Here is an 18,287-nt window from a genome sequence, read left to right as displayed (position 1 = left end):
ACACCCTGGGACGTGATTGCCGCCACATTTGCTGCGCGAGATAGCCTGCGTATCAAAGAATGTGAGGAACTTCAAGCGATGCCGTCACACCCTATGGGTGATCTTGGCAACGAATCGGCGCCCCGGCTACCGTTCCATCGCGACGTCGTCGGCGAACCTTCGCAACCCGTCGATCTTCTCGGCCGGCGTCGCGTCCGGACCGGCGTAGAACATCCACGGCATGGTGACGATGCCATGGATGCCGCCCTCTTCGGCGCGCCGGTAGTGCTCGGCCGTGTAGGCGTCGGCCAGCGGTGTGATGATGGTGAAGTCGTCCATGCCCAGACCGTCGGCAGCGCGCAACTCGCGCAACCGCTCGATGCGCGACAGCGCGTCGTCGAGGGTGATCAGATCCCCGATCCAGCCGTCGTACCGGGCCGCGCGCCGCATCGCCACCTCGGAGAGCCCACCGACGTAGACCGGGATGCGCGGCGGCGTCGGTTCCATCTCGAGTCGGGGCACGTCGTAGAACTCGCCGTGGAACTCGGTCCAGCCTTCCGACCAGAGTGCTTTCATCAGCTCCAGCATCTCGTCGGTGCGCTTGCCGCGCCGTTCGAACTCGGCACCGAGCAGTTCGAACTCGTCGCGGCACCACCCCACGCCGATGCCCAACTCCAGCCGGCCGCGGGCCAGATAGGCCGCCGTCCCGATGGCCTTGGCGGCCGCGAACGGATTGCGCATCGCCGGGACGTACACCGTGGTGACGAACCGCAGCCGCTCGGTGACCAGGGCCAGCGCTCCGATCAGCACCCACGGGTCGGGCCACGGCGTGAACGGCTGCCAGCGCCGCTGGCCGTCCTTGGTGTAGGGATAGGGGGTCTGGAGCGTCTCCAGGTTGACCACATGGTCCGGGACGGCCATCCCGGCATAGCCCAGTTCGTCAGCGGCCCGGGCAATTTCGACGGCCTCGTGGGTCTCCATGAAGGCGGTGCCGACGTAGAACCTCACTGCGGGTCCCGGGCCCACTGCGGCTGGATGAACACACCTTCGGCCTCGACGGTGGGTCCGGCGGCGTCGGCGATGAAGCCGCGGCAGAAGGTCTTGATGCCGTCCACCCGCTCGATCCAGGCCTCGGTGCGCAGCCGGCCCAGCGGGGTGCCACGCAGATAGCGCAGCGAGATGGTGCCGGTGAACAGCGGGCGGGTCAGACCGGCGCTGGCGGCCTCGCCGAGGATGTGGTCGAGGATCAGCGCGCTCATCCCGCCGTGCACGTGGTTGGGCGGTCCCTCGTAGGCCGCACCGAACTCGAAGTCGGCCCAGCAGCGCTCGCCGTCGCGTTCGATCGACAGCGGCGGCGCGATCGGGTTGCGCAGCCCCACCACCGGGTTGCCCCAGGATTGGCCCTCGCCTTCGACGGTGAACCGCACCCCGAACGGACCGTCGAGTTGCCGTTCCCGCAGCGACGCCGTCACCGCCTCGATCGCCGCGGTGGCGGCGGCGATCACCTCGGCGTCGGCCTCGGTGCGAATGGTGGCGTCCACCAGTTCTCGCACCGCCACGGCCAGCGGCTCATAGATCACCCGCTGCGCGGCGGCCTCCTCGTCGCTGATCGCCTGATAGCTGAACTGCACCCGTTCTTCATATCATCGCCGGGTCTATGAAACGGTGCGGGGCCGACGGCGCGGCCCACCACGGCAAGCCTCCGGCCTCAGCCGAACACCTTGCGCACGACGGCCTTGGCCCGGCGGGTGACCCGCAAGTAGTTGTCCAGGAACTCGCCGCCGTCGTCGGTGGGCCAGCTGGCCGCCACCGCGACGGCGTTGAGGAACCGGCCCGGTCCGGGCAACTGATCGACCGGCTTACCCTTGACCAGCACCAGCGCGTTGCGCGCCGCAGTCGCGGTCAGCCACGCGTCGCGCAGCAGATCCACGTCGCCCTCCGAGATCAACTCGGCCGCACCGATCGCATCCAGGGTCTGCAGCGTCGAGGTGTTGTGCAGCGCGGGCAGGTCGTGGGCGAACCGCAGCTGCAGCAGCTGCACGGTCCACTCGATGTCGGCCAGCCCGCCGCGGCCCAGCTTGGTGTGCGTGTTGGGGTCCGCACCGCGCGGCAGCCGCTCGGCGTCCACCCGGGCCTTGATCCGCCGGATCTCGTTGACCGTCTCCGCCGAGATCCCGCCCGGCGGATACCGGAACTCGTCGATCATCAGCAGGAACCGCTCCCCCAGCTGCACATCGCCGGCCACCCGGTGGGCCCGCAGCAACGCCTGCACCTCCCACGGCTGGGACCACTGCCGGTAGTAGGCCTCATAGGAAGCCAAGGTGCGCACCAGCGGTCCGTTGCGACCTTCGGGCCGCAGGCTGGCATCGACCTCCAGCGGCGGGTCGGCGCTGGGCGTGCCCAATAGCGTGCGGATCTGCTCGGCCACCGAGGTGGCCCACTTGACCGCGACGGCTTCCTCCACGCCGTCGGCCGGCTCGCACACGAACAGCACGTCGGCGTCCGAGCCGTAGCCCAGCTCGCGGCCGCCGAGTCGACCCATGCCGATCACCGCGATCGTCGCCGGCGCCCGGCCGGCCGCGGGGCCGTCGTCGGGCACGTTGGCGCGGATCACCACGTCGAGAGCGGCCTGCAGCACCGCCACCCACACCGAGGTCAGCGCCGCGCACACGTCGCGCACCTCGAGCATGCCGAGCAGATCAGCCGACGCGATCCGGGCCAGTTCGCGCCGGCGCAGCGTGCGCGCCGACGCGATCGCCTTGGCCGGGTCGGTCTGCCGGCCCGCGGCAGCCACCAATGCCTTGAACACACCGTCGGGTTCGACCTCGAGCAGCTTGGGTCCGGTCGGCCCGTCGGCGTAGGACTTGATCACATCCGGTGCGCGCAGCAGCAGTTCGGGCACATAGGCCGAGGTACCCAGCACCCGCATCAGGCGTTTGGCCACCGCGCTCTCGTCGCGCAGGGTGGCCAAGAACCAGCGCTGATCGGCCAGCGCATCGGACAGCTTGCGGTAGGACAACAGACCGGCGTCCGGATCCGGGGTGTCCGAAAGCCAGTCCAGCAGGGTCGGCAACAGCACGGTCTGCACCTGACCACGCCTACCGGTCTGGCCGGCCAGCGCGCGCAGATGCGTGATCGCCGAGCGCGGCGCCTGATACCCCAGGGCGGCCAACTGACGCTCGGCCGCCTCGGTCGACATTCCGGTGGAAAGCTCCAGCGAGGCAACCGATTCCAGCAGCGGCTGATAGAACAGCTTGGCGTGCAGCCGGGTCACCCGCAGGCTTTGCCGCTTGAGTTCCTTGCGCAGCACCCCCAAGGCGTCATGCGTGCCGTCCGGTCGGACGTGTGCGGCGCGGGCCAGCCAGCGCAACGCTTCGTCGTCGTCGGGTTCGGGCAGCATGTGGGTGCGTTTGAGTCGCTGCAGCTGTAGCCGGTGTTCGAGAAGTCGAAGGAATTCGTAGGAGGCGCGCATGTTCGCCGCATCGTCACGGCCGACGTAGCCGCCGTTGCCGAGCGCGGTCAGCGCGTCCACGGTCGAGGTCACGTGCAGCGATTCGTCGTTGCGGCCGTGCACCAATTGCAGTAGCTGCACCGCGAATTCGACGTCGCGCAGCCCGCCGGTGCCCAGTTTGATCTCGCGGTCGCGCACATCGGCCGGCACGTTGTCGATCACCCGACGGCGCATGGCCTGGACGTCGGCGACGAAGTCCTCGCGTTCGCAGGCGGTCCACACCATCGGCATCAGCGCGGCCATGTACTGCTCGCCGAGCTCGGCGTCGCCGGTGGCCGGGCGGGCCTTGAGCAACGCCTGGAACTCCCAAGTCTTGGCCCAGCGCTGATAGTAGGCGATGTGGCTGTCCAGGGTGCGCACCAGCGGCCCGGCCTTGCCCTCCGGGCGCAGTGCGGCGTCGGTTTCGAAGAACGTCTCCGAAGCGAATCGCATCATCTCCCCGGCCACCCGGGTGGTGACCGAGTCGGCCTCCGCGCCGACGAAGATGATGTCGACGTCGCTGACGTAATTCAGTTCGCGCGCACCGCATTTGCCCATTGCGATGATGGCCAGCCGGGGCCGGGGAGCGTCGTCCTTGCACACCGCGTTCTCGGCCACCCGCAGCGCGGCGGCCAGCGCCGCATCCGCCAGGTCGGACAGATGCTCCCCCACCGTCGGGAACGGCAGCACCGGCTCGTTTTCCACGGTCGGCGCGGTGTCCAGGCCGGCCAACACCAGCAGCCGGTCCCGGTAGACCTTGCGCAGCGTCAAACTCAGTTTGTCCGTGGGGGTTTCGTCGACGCAGTCGCACAGTTGCCGGGTCAGTTCGGCGGCCGTGGGCAGCTGAACGTCACCGGCCAGCAACCGCCAGGACTGCGGGTGGGCCACCAAGTGGTCGCCGAACGCCAAGGACGAACCCAGCACCGCGAACAGCCGACCGCGCAGACCCTTGTCGGTCAGCAGCGCGACGTTCAGTTCGTTCCAGTCGGACTCCAGCGCATCGGCCAACCGGACCACCGCGCGCAGTGCCGCATCGGCGTCCGGAGCGCGCGACAGCGACCACAGCAACTCCACATGCGCATCGGTGTCCCAGCCCAGCCGCGCCAGGTCGTCCGCAGCGGTCCGTCCGACCAGGCCGAGCCGACCGACTCCGGGCAGCGTAGGACGCTGCGTCGATGGTTTGGCCACGTCTAGAACCGTAACGCACCAGACATATCGAGCAGGCCGGCCGGGGCTAGAGCGACAGGTAGTTCTTCAGCTCGAACGGGGTGACGTTCTTGCGGTAGTTCTCCCATTCGGCGTGCTTGTTGCGCAGGAAGAAGTCAAAGACATGCTCGCCCAAGGCTTCCGCGACCAACTCCGAGTTCTCCATGGCTTCCAGCGCCATGCCCAGGCTGGTGGGCAGTTCGCGATAGCCCATCGCCCGGCGCTCCTCCGGCGTCAGACTCCACACGTTGTCCTCGGCTTCCGGTCCCAGCTCGTAGCCCTTCTCCACCCCGCGCAGCCCGGCGGCCAGCAGCACCGCGAAGGTCAGGTAGGGGTTGCAGGCCGAGTCGGGGCTGCGCACCTCGACGCGCCGCGAGGCCGCCTTGTTCGGGGTGTACATCGGGACCCGGACCAGCGCCGACCGGTTGGCCGCGCCCCAGGACGCCGCCGTCGGGGCCTCGCCGCCGTGGATCAACCGCTTGTAGGAGTTCACCCACTGGTTGGTGACCGCGCTGATCTCGTTGGCGTGTTCCAGGATCCCGGCAATGAACGACTTGCCTACCGCGGACAGTTGCAGCGGATCGTCGGGGCTGTGGAAGGCGTTGGTCTCACCTTCGAACAGGCTCATGTGGGTGTGCATGGCCGAGCCGGGATATTCGGTGAACGGCTTGGGCATGAACGAGGCCCGGACCCCGTCGGCGAGCGCGACCTCCTTGACCACGTACCGGAACGTCATCACGTTGTCGGCCATCGACAGGGCGTCGGCGTAACGCAGATCGATCTCCTGCTGGCCGGGCGCGCCTTCGTGGTGGCTGAACTCCACCGAGATGCCCATCTGTTCCAGCGCCTCGATGGCGTGCCGCCGGAAGTTGGGTGCCGAGTCGTGCACGGCCTGGTCGAAGTAGCCGCCGTCGTCGGCCGGGGTTGGCACGCTGCCGTCGGCCGGGCCGGGCTGCAGCAGGAAGAACTCGATTTCCGGATGCACGTAGCAGGTGAAGCCCAGATCGCTGGCCTTGGCCAGCTGGCGGCGCAGCACGTGCCGCGAGTCGGCCCACGACGGTGAACCGTCGGGCATGGTGATGTCGCAGAACATCCGTGCCGAGTAGTGGTCACCGCCGGCCGAGGTCCACGGCAGCACCTGGAAGGTCGACGGGTCCGGTCGGGCGACGGTGTCAGATTCCGAGACCCGGGCGAACCCCTCGATCGAGGAGCCGTCGAAGCCGATGCCCTCAGCGAAGGCGCCTTCGAGTTCGGCCGGGGCGATCGCCACGGATTTCAGATAGCCGAGAACGTCGGTGAACCAGAGTCGGACGAAGCGGATGTCCCGCTCCTCCAAAGTGCGCAGCACGAAATCGGTCTGGCGATCCATGCAGTGAGCGTAGGCAGTGGCTGTTAATTCTGTGTTACGGGCGTGTCCCGGGTCCGCACTGCATATTGCCGGGCACCACGCCGTCGACGAGGTAGTTCACGATCGCGGTGTCCACACACTCGTAGCCGTTGAACACCACGGTGTGCTGCGAACCTTCGAAGCTCAACAGCGGTGCACCCAACTGTTGCGCCAGACTCACCCCGGCCGCGTACGGCGTGGCGGGGTCGTGCGTGGTGGAGACGACGACGACTTTGCCGTGCTGCACCGGGTTGGCCCGGTGCGGCGCCGACGTGGCCGGCACCGGCCAGAACGCGCAGATGTCACGCGGGGCGTAGCCGGTGAACTGGCCGTACGCCGCGAACGGGGCGACCGCCCGGATCTGCCGGTCGGCTTCCACCCACACCGCCGGATCGGTGGGGGCCGGCGAGTCCACGCAGCGCACAGCGTTGAACGCGTCCTGGACGTTGCGGTATTGGCCCTGCTGGTTGCGGCCCTGGTACTCGTCGGCCAGCAGCAGCAGGTCACCCGGATCGGTGCCGCGGGCCAGCCCGAGCAGGCCGCTGGTCAAGAACCGCCAGAAGAACTGGGTGTAGAGCGCGTTGAAGGTGCCGGTGTTGGCGTCGGCGTAGGACAGCCCGCGCGGGTCGGACGGGGTGACCGCGGGACGCAGCGCCAGCGGCTCGACCAGTGCGCGGTAACGGGCCACGGCCTGGCTGGGGTCGGTGCCCAGCGGGCAGCCCGGTGCTGCCGTGCAGTCCGCGGCGTAGTCGTCGAACACGGTTTGGAAACCGGCCATCTGGTTGATGCTGGCGGAGATCGAGTCGACGGTCGGGTCGATCGCGCCGTCGAGCACCATGGCGCGCACGCGCTCGGGAAACTGCTGGGAGTATTCAGTGCCGATCGAGGTGCCGTAGGAGAAGCCGAGGTAGTTGATCTGTTCCTCGCCGAGCAGCCCGCGCACCAGATCGAGGTCGCGGGCGGCTTCCCGGGTGCCGACGCTGGCCAGGAAGGCCGGTCCCATCCGCTGCGCACAGTTCTGCGCGTACTGCGCGTAGATCGCCTCGATGTGGGCCACCCCGGCCGGGCTGTAGTCGACCATCGGTTCGCGCCGCCAGGCGTCGAACTCGGCATCGGTGCGGCAGCGCAGTTGCGGCCGGGAGTAGCCGACACCGCGCGGGTCGACGCCGATCAGATCGAAGGCCTCGTTGATCGGTGAACCGGCCAGCGCTATCCCCATCCCGGCGACGCTGTCGACCGCCGAGGCCCCCGGCCCGCCCGGGTTGACGAACAGCGCACCGATCCGCTGCCCGGACGCCGGGATGCGGATGACGGCGACCTGGACCTGCGGGCCACCCGGGTCGTCATAGCTCAGCGGGACGTCCACCAGCGCGCACTGCGCGGTCTCCAAATCGGTTATGTCACCGAGGAATCCAACGCACGAGGACCAATTCGCTTGCGCTGCAGCAACGTTGGGTTCAGCCGAGCTGAGTGGCGGTTGCGCGCCGAAGAGCAAAGCGAGACTCAGCAGCGCAGAGCCCAGTTTCGTAGTGCGCTGCATCGCCACATCGTCGCATGGTCAGATCACGGCTCGGTCTCGGGTCGGCGTCAGCTCGCGGTCTGCGCTCAGGAACACCGCGCGCCTTCCGGCGGCAGGGTGCCGTCGATCAGGTAGGCGGTGGCGTAGTCGTCGACGCACGGGTTGCCCTGGAACACCACGGTGTGCTGGGTGCCCTCGAAGGTCAGCAGCCGGCCACCGAGCTGGCGGGCCAGGTCGACGCCGGCCTGGTACGGGGTGGCCGGGTCACCGGTGGTCGAGACGACCAGCGGCGGCGGCAGGCCGGGCACCGACAGCTCGTGCGGTTCGCTGGTCGGCGGCACCGGCCAGAACGCACACGTGGACAGCGGTGCGTGCCCGGTGAATTCGCCGTAGCTCATGAACGGTGCGACCTCACGGACCCGGCGATCCTGCTCGACGGCAACCTCCCGGTCGGTGATCGCCGGCTTGTCCACGCAGTTGATCGCCACCCGGGCGTCGGTGGAATTGTTGTAGTGGCCCTGGCTGTCTCGGCGCATGTACATGTCGGCGAGGATCAGCAGGGTGTCACCGGAGCCGTCGCGCAGCTCGGTCAAGCCCGCGGTCAGGTGCTGCCACAGCTGCGGCGAGTACAGCGCCATGATGGTCGCGATCACCGCGTCGCTGTAGGGCAGCGTGCGACCGCTGCGGGTGGGCGCGGGGTTGCCGACCAGTTTGGCCACCATCTCGCGGTACACCTCGGTGGCCTTGGCCGGGTCGGTACCCAGCGGGCAGTCGGAGTCCTTGGCGCAGTCGGCGGCGTAATCGTCGAACGCCTGCTGGAACGCAGCGGCCTGGGCGATCTCGGCCTCCACCGGATCCGCGTTGGGGTCGACGGCACCGTCGAGGATCAGCGCGCGCACGTTCTGCGGGAACTGTTCGGCGTACAGCGCGCCGATCCGGGTGCCGTACGAGTAACCGAGGTAGGTCAGCTTCTCGTCGCCGATGGCCTTGCGGATCTCGTCGAGATCCTTTGCCACGTTCACGGTTCCGACGTTGGCCAGGAACTCCTTGCCCATCTTCTCGACGCACCGGGCGATGAAGGCCTGGGTTTCGCTTTCCATGTCGGCGACGCCGGCCGGGCTGTAGTCGACCATGTCCAGGGCGCGCAGCCGGTCATTGTCCTCATCGGAGTTGCACCACAGCGGAGGCTGCGAGGACGCCACCCCGCGCGGGTCGAAGCCCACCAGATCGAAACGCTCCCGCACCTTGGCGGGCATCAGGTCGACCAGCCCGACGGCGGCCTCGATGCCGGATTCGCCCGGCCCGCCCGGATTGACCAGCAGCGAGCCGATCTTGTCCCCGGTCGCCGGGAACCGGATCATGGCCAACTTGATCGGCTCGCCGTCGGCGTCGGGCTCGGCATAGTCCACCGGCACCGCGATGAAGCCGCACTGGGTGTTCGGCGGCAGCTGGGTCTCGGCGCCACTCTTGAACCGGCACTGCTCCCAATTGACCGGGTCGCCGATGCGCGGTCCGGCGATCCGGGGCTGGCCGTCGACGACTCGGCTGCAACCGGCCGAGGCCACCAGCGCGAGCACGGTCAGCGCGATCAGGACGGTGCGCACGAATCGTCGGGGGCGAAACAAGCTCATGGCACGTCACTCTGCCATGACCACCGGAGGGGCCCGCAGATCACCGCGCCGCGGCGAGCAGTTCTGCCATCGCGGCTTTGAAGTCGTCGGCCATATCCCACAGGTCCGGCAGCAGGTCCGGGCAGGAGATCAAGCCGACGTCGAGGTTTCCGGACAGGCTCATCACGGTGATGTTCAAACCGGAGCCGTGGAAGATCGGCCCCAGCGGATACATCGCCTTGACCTCACCGCCGAGGAAGTACAGCGACTCCTGCGGTCCGGGCACGTTCGAGATCACCAGGTTGTGCACCGGCCGGGCCTCGGTCAGCCGGGTGCCGGCATAGAGCCGCATCGCGACGCCGAACACCGCGGGTGCGGCGAACTGTGACCAGTCCTGCAACAGCGTGGCGGGGATGGCCGAACTGTGTTCCTTGGCAACCGAACTGGCCTGTGCGATGGCCAGCAGCCGCTCGGCGGGGTCCTCGATGTGGGTCTGCAGGCTGGAGAACATGCCGGAAACCTTGTTGCGGCCGGGCCGATCCGAGCGGCCGTGCACCGACACCGGCACCATGCCCACCAGCGAGGTGGTCGGCAGCTCACCGCGGTCGGCGAGGAACTTGCGCAGCACCCCGGACACCAGGGCCATCACCACATCGTTGACCTTGACGTGGAAGTGGTTCTTCACGGTCTTGACGTCCTCGAGATCCAACTGCGCGTAGGCGATGTTGCGTTGGCCGCTGATCCCGGCGTTGAACGCGGTCTGCGGCGCGGTGAACGGGCTGGCCATCGCGGCACCGGCCATCGCGCGTCGCACGGTGTCGACCACGGTGCTGACGGTGGCCGGCAGCGCCCGGGTGGCCAGGTACACCGGTCGGGTGGCGAACCGGGCCAGGCCGCGCGCGGCGATCTCGAGTTGGTTGGCACCGCCGGGTGCCTCGACCGGGTCGGGCGGTGCGCTGGCCGGTTCGGTGGTGCACAGCTGCGACATCAGGTTGGCTCCGGTGACGCCGTCGACCGCGGCGTGGTGCACCTTGGTCATCACGGCCAGCACCGCGCCGTTGCGGGCGTCGGCGCCGTCGACGTTCTCGATCACCAGCATCTCCCACAGCGGTTTGCTGCGGTCCAGCGGCAGCGACGCGAAATGGCCGCAGATCTCCGCCAGTTCGTCCCGGCCGCCGGGCGCGGGCAAACCCACCCGGTGGATGTGCCGGTGCACGTCGAAGTGCTCGTCTTCCACCCAGACCGGGTGGTCGAGGTTCAGGAAGCTGTCGGTGATCTTCATCCGGAACTCCGGCATGGCGGTGAGCCGCAGCGCCAGTTCGTCGCGCAGCCGGTCGAACGTGTAGCCGCCCGGCATGGTCGAGGTGTCGATCTCGAGCAGCGAGCACACATGCAGGGGCTGGGCGGGCGTCTCGAGATAGAGGAAGCTGGCGTCGAGGCCGCTGAGCCGCTGGTAACCGGGGGACATGGGTGCAGATCGTAAGCCCGCCACCTCGGCGGTGTGAGGAAGTCCACTCAACAACCGGTTCACCCCGGCGTGTCATCTTTGGCAGACTGGACCGGTCAGCGACCCGGGGACCCGTTCGAGGCCTCGAGGATCGACCAGACGAACGAAGGACGACGATGTCTGATCTGCCCGTCTACGGTGCTGCCCCCGATTCCGGCACCACTGCCCGTCCCCGCACCAAGGTACGTACCCACCACCTGCAGAAGTGGAAGAGCGAAGGCCACAAGTGGGCCATGCTCACCGCCTACGACTATTCCACCGCCCGGATCTTCGACGACGCCGGCATCCCGGTGTTGCTGGTCGGCGATTCCGCCGCGAACGTGGTCTACGGCTACGACACCACCGTTCCGGTCTCGATCGACGAGATGATTCCGCTGGTCCGCGGTGTGGTCCGGGGTGCTCCGCACGCCCTGGTGGTCGCCGACCTGCCGTTCGGCAGCTACGAGGCCGGCCCCGAGCAGGCCCTGGCCACTGCCATCCGGTTCATGAAAGAGGCCGGTGCGCACGCGGTCAAGCTCGAAGGTGGTGAGCGGGTCGCCGACCAGATCGCGATGCTGACCGCCGCCGGCATCCCGGTCGTCGCGCATATCGGCTTCACCCCGCAGAGCGTCAACACCCTGGGCGGGTTCCGGGTGCAGGGCCGCGGCGACGCCGCCGAGCAGACCATTCACGACGCGATCGCGGTGGCCGAGGCCGGCGCGATCGCGGTGGTGATGGAGATGGTGCCGGCCGAGCTGGCCACCCAGATCACCGGCAAGCTGACCATCCCCACCGTGGGCATCGGCGCCGGCCCCAACTGCGACGCGCAGGTGCTGGTCTGGCAGGACATGGCCGGCATGACGTCGGGCAAGACCGCGAAGTTCGTCAAGCGGTTCGGCGACGTCGGTGCCGAGCTCGGCCGGGCGGCCGCGCAATACGCCGAGGAGGTCGCCAACGGCGCCTTCCCGGCCGAAGAGCACAGCTTCTAGCCGGCGATTTCGGTGCGTTTGGGTGCGCCCACCGCCCCCAAACGCACCGAAATCACGCGAACTTGGGCGCGCGCTTGTTCAGGAACGCCTCGATGCCCTCGCGGCCGTCGGCGCCGTCGGCGTTCTGGGCGATCAGCTGGCTTTCCAGGTCCAACTGGGCTTCGATCTCGTTGCCGTAGCTGGCGGCCAGCAACTTCTTCACCGCGGCTGCCGAACCCTTTGCACCGGAGGCGATTTCGTTGGCAATCTGGTCGACCTTGGTTTCCAGTTCGGCGTCGTCGACGACGTAGTTGACCAGCCCCCAGTCCTCGGCCTGCGCGGCGGTCAGCTTGCGGTTGGTCAGCATCAGGTCCGCGGTGCGGCGCACCCCGACCAGTCGCGGCAGATAGTAGGACGCGCTGCCGTCCGGGCTCAGCCCGGCGCGGGTGTAGGCCATCGTGAACGACGCCGACGACGTCGCCACCACCAGGTCACCGCTGACCGCCAGCGAGAACCCGGCCCCGGCCGCAGTGCCGTTGACCGCGGTGATCAGCACCGCGTCCATTCGGGCGAACAGCGCGATCGCCTTGTGCAGATCGTCGGCGATGCCCTTGACGAACGGTCCCGGGCCCAGCGGTGAGGCGGCCATCGCCTTCAGATCGCCACCCGCGCAGAAGAATCGACCGGCACCGGTCAGCACCACGGCCTTGGTCTCGGCGCCGCGGCAACGCTGCGCGGCGTCGGCGAGTTCACGGGTCAACACGTCGTTCATCCCGTTGGCCGCGTCGGGCCGGTTCAACGTGATGCGGGTGATCGGGCCGGACGAATCGAAGAGCAGGGTTTCGTAGGTCACACCGTGACGTTAACGCCTGCCGATTCCAAACGGTCAGCCGTCCCCCGGCGCAGCGCGGCGAAGTCGCCGTCGTAGCCCAGCGCCCGCAGCGCGCCGTCGGCGACGGTCCAGGGCTGCTCGGGTGGGCAGCTGCCGTCGTCGGAGCGACAGTTGATCACCGATTCGACCAGCCGGAACGGCAGGTCGTCGGCTTCCGGTGGGCCGCCACACTCCCCGATCACCTCGGCTGCCAGCCGCCGGTACCGCGCGCGCAGTTCGGCACGCCGTTGCCGGAACGTCTCGAACCGGTCCAACCGCAACTCCGGCAGCAGGTAGAGCGCACCCAGGTTCCACCGCCCACTGCTCAATTGCGCTGCGTCGCAGGTGATCAGCGCGTGCAGCCGGGCTGCGGCCGGCCCGGGTTCGGCCAGCAGGTCGGCGGCCAACTGCAGAGCCTGTTCGATGGTGCCGGACAGCAACGCGTCCAGGATGTCGTCCTTGGTCGCGAAGTGGTGATACAGCGAGGCTTGGCGCACGCCGACGGCGTCGGCGATCGCGCGGGTCGAGGTGCTGGCGTAACCGTTGGTGGTGAACAGTTCGGCCGCGGCGTCCAAGATCTCCTCGCGCGCGGTGCTGCCCGGCCGCTGGGCCCGCTTCAGGCGGGGACGTCCGCGGCCATCGCTGCTCATGGCCGACATTATGGCCGACATCGCTGGCGCCTTCCGTTTCACATGACCTCGCCCCTCGCCTTCACATGACCTCGCCCCTCGCCTTCACATGACCTCTCCCCTCGCCGCCACCATTTCCTGTCAATTGACAGGAAATGGTCACACGGATGTAACCGACCGGACATCGGGCCGGAATGACCCGTCGCAAAACTTTCGACCGACAGTTATTCGAGGGAGGACCCAATGAGCACTGCATCCACCCGGGACGCCCGTGCGCACGCTCGCGCACAGGCCCATGACGCCACGCTGCGGATCCCGCCGAGCCCGGGGCTCGCGCCGCTGTGGGCCGAATCGGTGCCGGCCGGCTCGTATGCCAGCCGGGTGCTCGGCCGCGGCACCCGGCTGCGACTGGCCGATCCGGACGGGCGGGCCTGCGCGCACCTGCTGCTGTTCCGCGCCGACGCGCCGTGGGAGCGACTCAACGTCGCCGACACCATCAAGGTGCCCTGGCAGGCCTACCTGGGCGTCGGTCATCCCCTGCTGTCCGACCAGGGCCGGGTGCTGGCCACCGTCGTCGCCGACAGTTCCGGTCAGCACGACACGCTGTGCGGGCCCACCCCGGCGGGTTGGCAGGCGCTGCTGCTGGGTGCGCACAAACACGGGCTGGACAGCCGGGACCTGGCCCCCTCCGTCTCGTTCTTCCAGGGTGTGCGGGTGCAGTCCGACGGTGAGCTGAGTTTTATCGGCTCGGCGAGCCCAGGCACCGCAGTCGACCTGCTGGTGCACCTGCCGGTGGTGGCGGTGCTGGCCAACACCGCCCATCCATTGGACCCGAATCCAGCAGGCAGTCCGCTCGACGTGCTGGCCTGGCGCGCCGACGAGCAGTTGAGCACCCCGGTCAATGCCGACCCGGAATACCTGCGCGCCCTGTTCAACACCGAATCCACCTGGGCTGCAGCCCAATCCAGCGCAAGGACCATGCCATGACACTGACCACCGATCGGACCGTCGTCGTCGACCAGGTAGTGGCGGCCTGTGCGCCGTGGTCGGCCATCCTCACCGCCGGCCAACACCTGCAGATCATCGACCTGCACGGCAACCAGGCCGTCGACACGCTGTTCTACGGTGTGCGCGACGGAGTGCCGGACCCGCAGCTGCGCTACAGCGCGCAAGCCACCGTGGCCGCGCAGCGCAACGTGTTCCTGACCACCGGTTCGGTGTTGCGGGCCGCCGACGGCACCGCGTTGGTGAGCATCGTCGCCGACGAGGTGGGCAACCACGACACCATCGCCGGGGCGTGCTCCAAGGAGTCCAACACGCTGCGCTACGGGCATCACACCGTGCACCAGCACGCGTGCGCCGAGAACTTCCTGGCCGAGGCCCTCCGCTGGGGTATGAGCAAGCGCGACCTGGTGTCCAACGTCAACTTCTTCATGAACGTCCCGGTGGAAGCCGACGGCACGCTGGGCATCGTCGACGGGCTGTCGGCGCCGGGCAAGTCGCTGACACTGCGGGCCGAGACCGACACTTTGGTACTGGTGTCCAACTGCCCGCAGATCAACAACCCTTGCAACGGCTTCGACCCCACCCCGGTCCAGATGGTGATCACGCGGTGATGATCGAGGTGATCAGCCCCGGCATGCTGACCACGGTGCAGGACTGGCCCGGCCGGGTGGGCCACTGGGGCGTCGGGGTGCCGCCGTCGGGCCCGATGGACGACCTGTCGTTCCGGATCGGCAACCGGGTGCTGGGCAATCCGGAGGGCGCCGCCGGCCTGGAATGCACCCGCGGCGGACCAACGCTGCGCTTCCCGGACGGCGGTCGGGTCGCGGTGACCGGCGCCCCGGTACCGGTCAGTGTCGACGGCCGTGCCGTACCGATGTGGCAGTCGGTGCGAGTGCCGTCCGGCGGCGTGCTCGAGGTGGGCGCGCTGTGCGGACCCGGTATGCGCTGCTACCTGCTGTTCGCCGGCGCGCTGATCGAACTCGAATACCTGGGCAGTGCAGCGACGTTCACGCTGGCGGCGTTCGGCGGCCACGACGGCCGGACGCTACGGGCGGGCGATCAGCTCACCGTCGGCGTCGACCCGGGCCCGCACCGGGCCGAGCGAGACGCGCGCGCCGCGATCGACGAGCAGCCCGCGATCGGGCACCGCTGGCAGTTGGCGGTCACCGAAGGCCCACACGGCGCACCGGAGTTCTTCACCCGGGCCGACATCGAGAGCCTCTTCGGTACCGACTACACCGTGCACTTCAACTCCGACCGCACCGGTGTGCGCTTGGAAGGACCCAAACCGCAGTGGGCCCGCACCGACGGCGGCGAGGCCGGTCTGCACCCGTCGAACATCCACGACAACGCGTATTGCGTTGGCGCCCTGGACTTCACCGGCGACACCCCGATCCTGCTCGGCCCGGACGGCCCCAGCCTGGGCGGGTTCGTCTGCCCGGTCACCGTGGTGGCCGGGGACCGCTGGAAACTGGGTCAGCTCGCACCCGGGGACACCGTGCGCTTCGTGCCGGTGCGCACCGACCGCGCGCCCTCGCCACGCACCATCGACGCCGGCCGGCGGGCGGCCTGGCCGTGGGTCAGTTCGGCCGGCGGCGACGGCGACGACGGCGTGTTGAGCCGATTCGTCAGCGCCGACGGCACCGACGTCACGGTACGTCGTTGCGGCGACGGTGGCGCGCTGGTCGAGTACGGACCGATGGCGCTGGATCTGACGCTGCGCGCGCGGGTGCACGCGCTGCATCAGCGGCTGACCGAGATCGAGGTGCCTGGGGTCACCGAACTGACGCCGGGAGTCCGGTCGCTGCAGGTGCAGTTCGATCCCGCGGTGTGCTCACCGGCCGAGGTCGCCGCGTTGCTCGGTGAACTCGACGACGCGTTGCCACCGGCCGATCAGCTGGTGCTGCCCAGCCGCACGGTCCGGTTGCCGCTGTCCTGGGACGACCCGTCCACCCGGGAAGCGATCCAGCGCTACGTGCACGGCGTGCGCGCCGATGCGCCGTGGTGCCCGGACAACATCGAGTTCATCCGGCGGATCAACGGTCTGGCCGACGTCTCGGAGGTCTACGACACCGTCTTCGCTGCGCAGTATCTGGTGCTCGGCCTCGGTGACGTGTACCTGGGTGCGCCGGTGGCCACGCCGCTGGACCCGCGGCACCGGTTGGTCACCACCAAGTACAACCCCGCGCGCACCTGGACCCCGGAGAACGCGGTCGGCATCGGCGGCGCCTACCTGTGCATCTACGGCATGGAGGGACCGGGCGGCTACCAGTTCGTGGGCCGCACCACCCAGGTGTGGAACCACTGCCATCCAGGTACCGCCGGTTCGTTCGAGCCCGGCACGCCGTGGTTGCTGCGCTACTTCGACCGGATCAGCTTCTACCCGGTCAGCGCCGAGGAGTTGACCGAGTTGCGCGCCGACATGGCCGCCGGTCGCGGCGCGGTCGAGATCAGCGACGGCCAGTTCTCGCTACCGGCCTATCAGCAGTTCTTGGCCGCCGAGGCCGAGCCGATCGCGGCGTTCCGCCGGCAACAGGTCGCCGCGTTCGGCGCCGAGCGACAGGCCTGGGCCGAGGCAGGCGAGTTCCAGGCCCGCGCATCCTGACCCCGGTGTCAATGCCGTCGTCGTCGCCACTTGGCTAGGCTGGGAGGAACCCGCGGCGCCCGCCGCCCCCCGACGCGAAGGTGAGCAAAGGCGCCGATATGGCCAAAGACAAGCCAAAATCCGTCCGCTACACCGAAGTCGAGCGCAAGTTCGACGTCGATGACACCGCCGTCGCGCCGTCCTTCGACGGTTTGACCGTGATCGCGCACGTCGAGTTGTCACCGACCCAGGAACTCGACGCGACCTACTTCGACACCGCCGAGCATGACCTGGCACGGAATCGGATCACGCTGCGCAGGCGCCGCGGCGGCCCGGACGACGGCTGGCATCTGAAGTTGCCGGCCGGCCCGGACTCCCGCACCGAGGTGCACGTCCCGGTGGACTCCGAGGACGTGCCCGAGGAGTTGCGCGACGTGGTGCTGGCCGTGGTGCGGGATCGGCCGCTGGTTCCGGTGGCCCGGATCCAGACCACCCGGCAGGTGCAGTCGCTGCGGTCGGCCGAAGGGCCGCCGCTCGCCGAGTTCTGCGACGACCAGGTGACCGCCTCGGCCGGCGAGAACGAACAGCAGTGGCGGGAATGGGAATTGGAACTCGCTCCCGGCGTCGACGACTTCGACTTGCTGGACCGGCTGAGCAACCGACTGATCGACGCCGGGGCCCGTCCGGCCGGTCACGGATCGAAGCTGGCGCGGATCCTGCCTGCCAAGCCGGAAGGCGTGCAAGCACCCAAGAAGTCGGTTCAGCGAGCCATCGCCGAGCACGTCGACGAGCTGATCATCTGGGATCGTGCCGTGCGCGCCGACGCCTGGGATTCGGTTCACCAGATGCGGGTCACCATCCGCAAGTTACGCAGCCTGCTCAAGGAGGTGGGCTTCGACAAGGCCGAGGACGCCTGGGTGCTCGACGAGTTGCGCCAGCTGGCCGCCATCCTGGGCACCGCGCGCGACGCCGAAGTGCTCGGCGAGAAGTACCAGCAGGCCCTGGACGCGCTGCCGGAGGCGCTGATCCGCGGGCCGGTGCACGAGCGCCTGGTCGGCGGTGCGCGGCGCCGCTACGACACCGGGCTGCGCCGCTCGCTGATGGCGATGCGTACGCCGCGCTACTTCCGTCTGCTCGACGCCCTCGAACACGTCAGCGCGTTGCCCGCGGACAGCGACGATGCCCCGGTCTCGCTTGACGCCGCCTACCGTCGGGTGCGTAAAGCCGCCAAGCACGCCGATACGGCCGACGCCGTGCATCACGACGAAGCGTTGCACCGAATCCGCAAGAGCGCCAAACGATTGCGCTACACCGCGGCGGCCACCGGCAAGGCCAAGGTGTCCGAGGCCGCCAAGACCATCCAAACCTTGCTCGGCGATCACCAGGATGCCGTGGTCAGCCGCACCCACCTGGCCAAGCAGGCCCAGGCGGCGCACGAGGCCGGTGAGGACACCTTCACCTACGGCGTGCTGTACCAGCGCGAGGACCAGTTGGCCCGCGACGCGCGGGATCAGCTCGGCGCTGCCCTGAAGAAGCTCAAGAAGGCGATGTAG

Annotated in this window: 14 protein-coding genes; 5 read left to right on the top strand and 9 right to left on the bottom strand. The window is 68.9% G+C overall.

Going from position 1 to position 18,287, the window contains the following annotated elements:
- Positions 1-126: 126 nt before the first annotated feature.
- From AC5Y3P_RS05260 to AC5Y3P_RS05230, 7 genes are all read right to left on the bottom strand, one after another.
- Positions 127-987, bottom strand: a complete 861-nt coding sequence (locus AC5Y3P_RS05260) for a TIGR03619 family F420-dependent LLM class oxidoreductase (protein WP_500044834.1) — start codon at positions 985-987, stop codon at positions 127-129.
- Positions 984-1,610, bottom strand: a complete 627-nt coding sequence (locus AC5Y3P_RS05255) for a PaaI family thioesterase (protein WP_500044833.1) — start codon at positions 1,608-1,610, stop codon at positions 984-986. The genes AC5Y3P_RS05260 and AC5Y3P_RS05255 overlap by 4 nt, the downstream gene beginning before the upstream one ends.
- Positions 1,611-1,687: 77 nt before the next feature.
- Entirely contained in the window at positions 1,688-4,657 is a 2,970-nt protein-coding gene (locus tag AC5Y3P_RS05250; protein ID WP_500044832.1) for a bifunctional [glutamine synthetase] adenylyltransferase/[glutamine synthetase]-adenylyl-L-tyrosine phosphorylase, read from the bottom strand.
- A gap of 46 nt (positions 4,658-4,703) precedes the next feature.
- On the bottom strand, positions 4,704-6,044 hold the full coding sequence (gene glnA, locus AC5Y3P_RS05245) for a type I glutamate--ammonia ligase (protein WP_500044831.1): 1,341 nt from the start codon (positions 6,042-6,044) through the stop codon (positions 4,704-4,706).
- 34 nt (positions 6,045-6,078) lie between these two features.
- Entirely contained in the window at positions 6,079-7,602 is a 1,524-nt protein-coding gene (locus AC5Y3P_RS05240; protein ID WP_500044830.1) for an alpha/beta hydrolase, read from the bottom strand.
- A gap of 65 nt (positions 7,603-7,667) precedes the next feature.
- Positions 7,668-9,212 carry an alpha/beta hydrolase gene (locus tag AC5Y3P_RS05235; protein WP_500044829.1) on the bottom strand — a complete coding sequence of 515 codons (1,545 nt, stop codon included), beginning with the start codon at positions 9,210-9,212 and terminating at the stop codon, positions 7,668-7,670.
- Positions 9,213-9,252: 40 nt separating this feature from the next.
- On the bottom strand, positions 9,253-10,659 hold the full coding sequence (locus tag AC5Y3P_RS05230) for a WS/DGAT/MGAT family O-acyltransferase (RefSeq protein ID WP_500044828.1): 1,407 nt from the start codon (positions 10,657-10,659) through the stop codon (positions 9,253-9,255).
- Positions 10,660-10,814: 155 nt separating this feature from the next.
- Between AC5Y3P_RS05230 and panB the strand changes: the two genes are divergently transcribed.
- The gene (gene panB, locus AC5Y3P_RS05225) at positions 10,815-11,666 is read left to right on the top strand and encodes a 3-methyl-2-oxobutanoate hydroxymethyltransferase (RefSeq protein ID WP_500044827.1); all 852 of its coding nucleotides are present in this window, start codon (positions 10,815-10,817) and stop codon (positions 11,664-11,666) included.
- A 52-nt stretch (positions 11,667-11,718) separates the two neighbouring features.
- Here the strand turns inward: panB and AC5Y3P_RS05220 are convergent, their stop codons facing one another.
- Both AC5Y3P_RS05220 and AC5Y3P_RS05215 read right to left on the bottom strand, forming a co-directional pair.
- On the bottom strand, positions 11,719-12,498 hold the full coding sequence (locus tag AC5Y3P_RS05220; protein WP_500044826.1) for an enoyl-CoA hydratase/isomerase family protein: 780 nt from the start codon (positions 12,496-12,498) through the stop codon (positions 11,719-11,721).
- Complete coding sequence (locus AC5Y3P_RS05215; protein ID WP_500044825.1) at positions 12,495-13,166, bottom strand: TetR/AcrR family transcriptional regulator; 672 nt, start codon at positions 13,164-13,166, stop codon at positions 12,495-12,497. The genes AC5Y3P_RS05220 and AC5Y3P_RS05215 overlap by 4 nt, the downstream gene beginning before the upstream one ends.
- A gap of 222 nt (positions 13,167-13,388) precedes the next feature.
- Between AC5Y3P_RS05215 and AC5Y3P_RS05210 the strand changes: the two genes are divergently transcribed.
- From AC5Y3P_RS05210 to AC5Y3P_RS05195, 4 genes are all read left to right on the top strand, one after another.
- The gene (locus AC5Y3P_RS05210) at positions 13,389-14,132 is read left to right on the top strand and encodes a DUF1989 domain-containing protein (protein ID WP_500044824.1); all 744 of its coding nucleotides are present in this window, start codon (positions 13,389-13,391) and stop codon (positions 14,130-14,132) included.
- Positions 14,129-14,761, top strand: coding sequence for an urea amidolyase associated protein UAAP2 (locus AC5Y3P_RS05205; protein ID WP_500044823.1), 633 nt, complete (start codon positions 14,129-14,131; stop codon positions 14,759-14,761). The genes AC5Y3P_RS05210 and AC5Y3P_RS05205 overlap by 4 nt, the downstream gene beginning before the upstream one ends.
- A complete protein-coding gene (locus AC5Y3P_RS05200) occupies positions 14,761-16,755 on the top strand; it encodes a 5-oxoprolinase/urea amidolyase family protein (protein WP_500044822.1) in 1,995 nt (664 codons plus the stop codon). Before AC5Y3P_RS05205 ends, AC5Y3P_RS05200 begins: the two co-directional genes overlap by 1 nt.
- A 98-nt stretch (positions 16,756-16,853) precedes the next feature.
- Entirely contained in the window at positions 16,854-18,287 is a 1,434-nt protein-coding gene (locus tag AC5Y3P_RS05195; protein WP_500044821.1) for a CYTH and CHAD domain-containing protein, read from the top strand.

The sequence above is a fragment of the Mycobacterium sp. NGS45 genome, assembly GCF_059812645.1.
This window is presented reverse-complemented; position numbering and strand designations above follow the sequence as displayed.

What these genes read in the sequence shown, in the direction of transcription:
- panB (WP_500044827.1), top strand. Translation starts at nt 10,815, where the DNA reads ATGTCTGATCTGCCCGTCTACGGTGCTGCCCCCGATTCCGGCACCACT.
- glnA (WP_500044831.1), bottom strand. Translation starts at nt 6,044, where the DNA reads ATGGATCGCCAGACCGATTTCGTGCTGCGCACTTTGGAGGAGCGGGAC.
- AC5Y3P_RS05215 (WP_500044825.1), bottom strand. Translation starts at nt 13,166, where the DNA reads ATGAGCAGCGATGGCCGCGGACGTCCCCGCCTGAAGCGGGCCCAGCGG.
- AC5Y3P_RS05205 (WP_500044823.1), top strand. Translation starts at nt 14,129, where the DNA reads ATGACACTGACCACCGATCGGACCGTCGTCGTCGACCAGGTAGTGGCG.
- AC5Y3P_RS05235 (WP_500044829.1), bottom strand. Translation starts at nt 9,212, where the DNA reads ATGAGCTTGTTTCGCCCCCGACGATTCGTGCGCACCGTCCTGATCGCG.
- AC5Y3P_RS05195 (WP_500044821.1), top strand. Translation starts at nt 16,854, where the DNA reads ATGGCCAAAGACAAGCCAAAATCCGTCCGCTACACCGAAGTCGAGCGC.
- AC5Y3P_RS05200 (WP_500044822.1), top strand. Translation starts at nt 14,761, where the DNA reads ATGATCGAGGTGATCAGCCCCGGCATGCTGACCACGGTGCAGGACTGG.
- AC5Y3P_RS05210 (WP_500044824.1), top strand. Translation starts at nt 13,389, where the DNA reads ATGAGCACTGCATCCACCCGGGACGCCCGTGCGCACGCTCGCGCACAG.
- AC5Y3P_RS05230 (WP_500044828.1), bottom strand. Translation starts at nt 10,659, where the DNA reads ATGTCCCCCGGTTACCAGCGGCTCAGCGGCCTCGACGCCAGCTTCCTC.
- AC5Y3P_RS05240 (WP_500044830.1), bottom strand. Translation starts at nt 7,602, where the DNA reads ATGCAGCGCACTACGAAACTGGGCTCTGCGCTGCTGAGTCTCGCTTTG.